The sequence below is a fragment of the Deltaproteobacteria bacterium genome, from assembly GCA_016183175.1.
Lineage (GTDB): Bacteria > UBA10199 > UBA10199 > UBA10199 > SBBF01 > JACPFC01.
On record JACPFC010000078.1, the window covers coordinates 1 to 5,729 of the forward strand.

The window sequence follows — 5,729 nt, forward strand, 5'->3', positions numbered from 1 at the left end:
CAACCTCTCCTTCGCGGACACGCCCTTGTCGAATGGTCTTCCGGGAAACGGATCTACCGTTTTGACCAGGTCATCGTGATTGCGAACGAGGGCTCGGCTGATTTCGAAACGATCGACGATTTCGGCAATACCCTCCTCCGGTTCGGCTTTGCCGACGGGAAAATAAGACTCGGCAAACTCCTTTCACTCCCCCTTTCGCGGGATGAATTTATCGCTTATCTGTTATATCGCGTGCCGGAGCGCGATGATCGGGCAATCTCCGTTAATGCCGATGGCCGTGTCATCGGCGTGGAAAAAAAATCCAAAAGCCAAAACAAGAGGTATAAAATCAGTTTCCGCGATTTCAAAAAAAGGGGTAATATCCTCTATCCCAAAACAATCGAAATGACTTCCCGAAAGACGAGCCTTAAGATCACATGGAAGAACGCAGAACTAAATTTTTAACATTTTTATTTTTATTTTTATCATCATGCCAGGTTGATGTCCCCGTTTCACCTTCCACCTTGCGTGTCGGCCTGGGGGCGGAGCCGGATACGCTTAATCCCATAACCTCCAGCGATGCCTATTCCTCCCGCATCCTTTCTTACGTCAACGATTCGCTCATCCAGCGCGACAACGACACGCTGGAATACAAGGCCATGCTGGCCAAAAGCTGGGAGATCAGCGACAACCACCTGATGTACACCTTTGTCTTGAGGGACGACGTCTTTTGGCACGACGGGAAGAAGTTCACCGCCGATGACGTGGTCTATTCATTTGAAAAAATAAAAGACCCCAAAGTCGAGGCCCCTTTTTTGCGCGTCTATTATGACGACGTGATCCGCGTTGAAAAACTGGACGACTATCGGGTAAAATTTGTCACCAAACGCCCCTATTTTTTGGGGTTGAGCGTTTGTGGCACCATTCCGCTTATTCCCAAACATATTTTTGACGACGGGGGCGATTTCAATGCCCATCCTGCAGGGAGGAATCCCCTCGGTACCGGCCCCTACCGTTTTTTGGAGTGGAAGACGAACAAAAGGATTGTCCTTGTCTTAAACGAGAACTACTGGGGCAAGAAACCGGCGATCGACCGGATGGAATTTAAAATTGTCACCGATGACGCCATTGCCATACAGGTGCTTAAAAAAGGAGAGATCGATTATGCCAATATGCGGCCGATCCAGTGGGTCAAACAGACCGGCTCACAGCGTTTCAATGAACAGTTCAACAAATTCAAATATCTCCTCCCCGGTTTCAACTATATCGGGTGGAACGGCAAGAGCCCCTTTTTTTCCGACAAGCGGGTGCGCCGGGCGATGACGCTGATGGTGGACCGGCAAAAGCTTCTGGAAAAGATCAACTATGGCAGGGGCCAGGTGGTGGAAAGCCCCTTCTTTGTGGGGGGGGCGCAGTACAACAAAAACCTGAAGCTCCATCCCCATGATCCGGCCCAGGCCCTCCAACTCCTCCAAGATGCGGGCTGGAGGGATGGCGATGGAGACGGCTACCTCGACAAAGAGGGGAAAAAATTTTCATTCACCTTTTTGTATCCGGCCGCCTCCAAGTTTTCCGAGCGGGTCGCGCCGATCTTGAAAGAGGATCTGAAAAAAATCGGCATCGAGATGAACATCGAAAAAATGGAGTGGGCCGCCTTTTTGGAGCGGATTGAAAAGAAAAAATTCGACGCCACGGCGCTTGGATGGTCCACCGGTTTCGAAGACGACCCCTACCAGCTCTGGCACTCCTCGCAGGCGAAGGAAGAAAAGGGGTCCAATTTTGTCTCGTTTGAAAACAAGGAGGCGGATGAGCTGATTGAAAAGGCGCGGATCGAATTCGACGAGGGCGAACGGAATGCCCTCTACTATCGCTTCCAGGAAATTCTGTATGAGGAACAGCCGTACACATTTTTGTTCGCCAGCGATTCGCTGGTGGCTGTGGCCGGGCGGTTTAAAAATGTGAAGGTGCACCCGGTGGGGCTCGATCCGCTGGAGTGGGAGTTATGATTCAATATATCCTCAAACGCCTCCTTCTCATGATCCCGACGCTCGTTGGAATTACGCTGATCACTTTTTTTATCATGAAGCTGGCGCCGGGCGATCCGGTGTCGCTCAAACTCATGTTTGCCGGGCAGGGGATTTCTCCGCGTCAGCCAGAGCCTTTCGGGAAAACCCGAGGGGACGAAGATCGAAAAAAGCGTGACATGGATCGGCAAAAACAGCCTCTTCTACGGCAAATGGCTCAAAAATATCGCCAAGCTTGACTTCGGACTATCGAGCAAGGACAAAAGGCCGGTGTCGACGCGGATCTTTGAGGCGCTTCCCATCACGCTGACGCTCAATATCCTGAGCGTCATCATTGTCTACATTATCTCCATCCCGCTCGGTATCTGGTCGGCCCGCCAGCAAAACAGCGTTTGGGACAAGGTGGTGATGGTCAAACTGTTCATCCTCTATTCGCTTCCGGAATTCTGGGTGGCGACCATCCTTCTCGTTTTTCTGGCGGGAGGGGAATATTACAATCTGTTTCCCCTCATGGGATATGTTTCGGATGGGGCGGAGTCGTTTCCCTTCTGGAAATGGTTCGGCAATGTGGCTTGGCATCTGTTTTTGCCGGTCACCTGTTACGTTTACGGGAGTTTCGCCTTTCTCTCCCGGTTTTCACGCGCCAATTTTTTGGAGGTTATCCGTCAGGATTATATCCGGACGGCGCGGTCAAAGGGGCTCTCGGAGAGAGTGGTTGTCTGGAAACATGCGTTCCGCAACTCGCTGATTCCTCTGGTAACCCTCATGGGGACATTGATCCCCGGGCTTTTGGGAGGCTCTGTGATCATTGAGCAGATATTTTCCATTCCCGGAATGGGGATGCTTTCGTTTGAGGCGGTGTTGGGACGCGATCAGAATGTGATTATGGGAATTGCGACGATCGACGCTTTTTTGACCCTTTTGAGTCTTTTGGTTTCCGATCTGCTCTATGTGTGGGTCGATCCGCGGATTACATTTGAGGGACGATGAAAAAGAAATCCACCATTCGACTGATCTTCGAACAGTACTGGCTCAAACGCTTAAACCGCGTCGGCTTGTCTCTGGTCCTGTTTATGTTTCTTGTCGCCCTTTTTGCTTCGTGGATTTCCCCCTACTCTCCGACGGCCTACGATCTTGACTCCGCCCTCGTGGCGCCCGGAGCGGTTCACTGGATGGGGACGGACGAGCAGGGAAGGGACGTTCTCTCGCGCCTGATTTACGGATCGCGGATTTCTCTTTCGGTCGGATTTGTCGCTGTGGGTTTGTATGTCTTGATCGGCATGATTGTCGGCGCCCTTGCCGGGTATTACGGCGGGAAAATCGACATCTTGATTTCGCGGACAATTGAGATAGTGATGTGTTTTCCGACTTTTTTTCTCATTCTGGCCGTGCTCGCTTTTGTGGGGCCAAGCCTTTTTAACATCATGATCGTGATCGGCGTTACCGGTTGGACCGGTATTGCGCGTCTGGTCCGGGGGGAATTCTTGAAATTGCGGAATCAGGAATTTGTCGCCGGAATTCAGGCCGCAGGGGCCTCCGCTGGACGCATCATTTTCCGGCATATTCTCCCCAATGCCCTCGCCCCCGTGATGGTATCGGCCAGTTTTGGCGTGGCCTCGGCCATTCTGATTGAGTCGTCACTGTCGTTTCTTGGTTTTGGCGTTCAGCCCCCGACCCCCAGCTGGGGCGATATCCTCTCGCAGTCGCGCGACTTCATGGATATTGCCTGGTGGCTGACCCTCTTTCCCGGGGTTCGAAACCGATGCCGGCACCGTTAAGGCGGCGGACGATGTTTCACTGACCATTCCCCGAGGCGGAATCCAGGCGCTGGTGGGGGAGTCGGGTTGCGGAAAAAGCGTGACGGCGATGTCGGTTTTGCGTTTGATCCCCGAACCGCCGGGCAAAATCGTCTCGGGACAGATTCTTCTCCATTCGAAAAACGGATTCCCCGCTGATTTGCTGAAACTCTCCGAAAAAGAAATGTGCGCCATCCGTGGCAACCGGATCGCCATGATTTTTCAGGAGCCGATGACCAGTCTGAACCCGGTTTTTACCGTGGGCAACCAGATTGCCGAGGCGATTATCCTGCATCAAAAGGTGGGGAGGCGCGAGGCGCACCTGCGATCCATCGAAATGCTCAAGAAAGTGGGGATTCCGAATCCCGATAAACGGGTGGATGATTATCCGCATCAAATGAGCGGCGGGATGCGCCAGCGGGTGATGATCGCCATGGCCTTGTCCTGCAATCCGGAGCTCCTGATCGCCGACGAGCCGACAACAGCGCTGGATGTCACCATTCAGGCGCAGATTCTGGATCTGATGCATCAATTGATCGACGAAATGGGAATGTCGCTCTTGCTCATCACACATGATCTTGGCATTGTGGCCGAACATGCGCAGAATGTGGCGGTGATGTATGCGGGGCAGATTGTGGAGGAGGCGGAGGTCAAAGAGATATTCGCTCATCCTCTGCATCCGTATACGAAGGGGCTGATCGAATCGATTCCGAGTCTGAAAAAAAGGGGGGAGGCCCGTTTAAGAACGATTCCCGGCATGGTGCCGAATTTGGCCAGTCTCCCGCTGGGGTGTCATTTCGCCGACCGGTGCGAACGGGTGAAGGAAGATTGCCGAGGAGGGGACATTATGTTGGAGGAGAAAATGAAGGGGCATTGGGCGAGGTGCATTCATCCTTACTAAATGTCAAATGACAAAGTTCAAATTCCAAAGGAAACAACAATGTTAAATTTCAAATGGATTTTGTCATTTGGATTTTGACATTCCTTTGACATTTGGACTTTGACATTTGAACTTTTTCAGCATGTCAAACCTCCTCGAAGTGCAAAATTTGTCAAAGCTTTTCCCCCTCAAGGGGGGTTTTTGGGGAAGGACAAAGGGGTATGTCCGTGCCGTTCATCGCGTCTCGCTCTCGGTCAGGCATGGCGAGATCGTTGGCCTCGTCGGCGAATCGGGGTGCGGCAAATCGACGCTGGGACGGACGATCCTTAAACTCCTGGAACCGACGGAGGGGAAAATTGTTTTTGACGGAACCGATATCACCAAATTATCGCCCAAAGAAATGCGCCCGCTTCGGAGGGAGATGCAGATCATCTTTCAGGACCCTTACGCCTCGCTCAACCCGCGGATGACCATCGGCACGGCCATTGCCGAGCCGCTGATTGTCCACAAACTGGCGGCCAAAAAGAAGCGGCGTAGCCGCGTGGTGGAACTCCTCGAAATGGTCGGGTTGAATGCCGACGCATACGACAAATACCCGCACGAATTTTCCGGCGGCCAGCGCCAGCGGGTGGGGATCGCCCGCGCCCTGTCACTCAATCCCAGGCTCATTATCGCCGACGAGCCGGTTTCGGCGCTGGATGTATCGATTCAGGCGCAGATCATCAATCTCCTTTCCGACCTTCAGAAAAAACTGGGTTTGGCGATGATCTTTATCGCGCACGATTTGAAAGTGGTGGAGCATATCAGCCAGCGGATTGTGGTGATGTATCTGGGGGAGGTGATGGAGACCTTCGAAGCCAAAGACCTCTATAACGCCAAACATCCGTATACGAAGTCACTCCTCTCGGCCATTCCCGTTCCCGATCCGAACGTAAAGAAGGAACGGATCATCTTAAAGGGGGACGTCCCCTCGCCGATCAATCCGCCGACCGGATGCGTCTTTCACACCCGGTGTCCGATTGCCGTCGACCGGTGCCGCGTGGAAATTCC

Annotated in this window: 6 protein-coding genes; all 6 read left to right on the top strand. The window is 52.7% G+C overall.

The genetic code is table 11. The features are described from left to right. On the top strand, window positions 1–444 hold a 444-nt coding region (locus HYU99_08065), incomplete at its 5' end, for a hypothetical protein (protein ID MBI2340301.1). A gap of 59 nt (window positions 445–503) precedes the next feature. Further along, window positions 504–1,985 carry a hypothetical protein gene (locus HYU99_08070; protein ID MBI2340302.1) on the top strand — a complete coding sequence of 494 codons (1,482 nt, stop codon included), beginning with the start codon at window positions 504–506 and terminating at the stop codon, window positions 1,983–1,985. 117 nt (window positions 1,986–2,102) lie between these two features. Beyond that, window positions 2,103–2,993, top strand: a complete 891-nt coding sequence (locus HYU99_08075) for an ABC transporter permease (protein ID MBI2340303.1) — start codon at window positions 2,103–2,105, stop codon at window positions 2,991–2,993. Window positions 2,994–3,076: 83 nt separating this feature from the next. Continuing rightward, window positions 3,077–3,781 (top strand): ABC transporter permease, encoded by a 705-nt coding sequence (locus tag HYU99_08080; protein ID MBI2340304.1) that lies wholly within the window; start codon window positions 3,077–3,079, stop codon window positions 3,779–3,781. A 19-nt stretch (window positions 3,782–3,800) separates the two neighbouring features. Beyond that, the gene (locus HYU99_08085) at window positions 3,801–4,700 is read left to right on the top strand and encodes an ABC transporter ATP-binding protein (protein MBI2340305.1); all 900 of its coding nucleotides are present in this window, start codon (window positions 3,801–3,803) and stop codon (window positions 4,698–4,700) included. 121 nt (window positions 4,701–4,821) lie between these two features. Further along, window positions 4,822–5,729, top strand: a 908-nt coding sequence (locus HYU99_08090) for an ATP-binding cassette domain-containing protein (protein MBI2340306.1), incomplete at its 3' end; no start/stop codon positions are given.

Excerpts from the sequence above, each read along its gene's own strand:
- HYU99_08080 (MBI2340304.1), top strand. The coding sequence starts at position 3,077 with ATGTTTCTTGTCGCCCTTTTTGCTTCGTGGATTTCCCCCTACTCTCCG.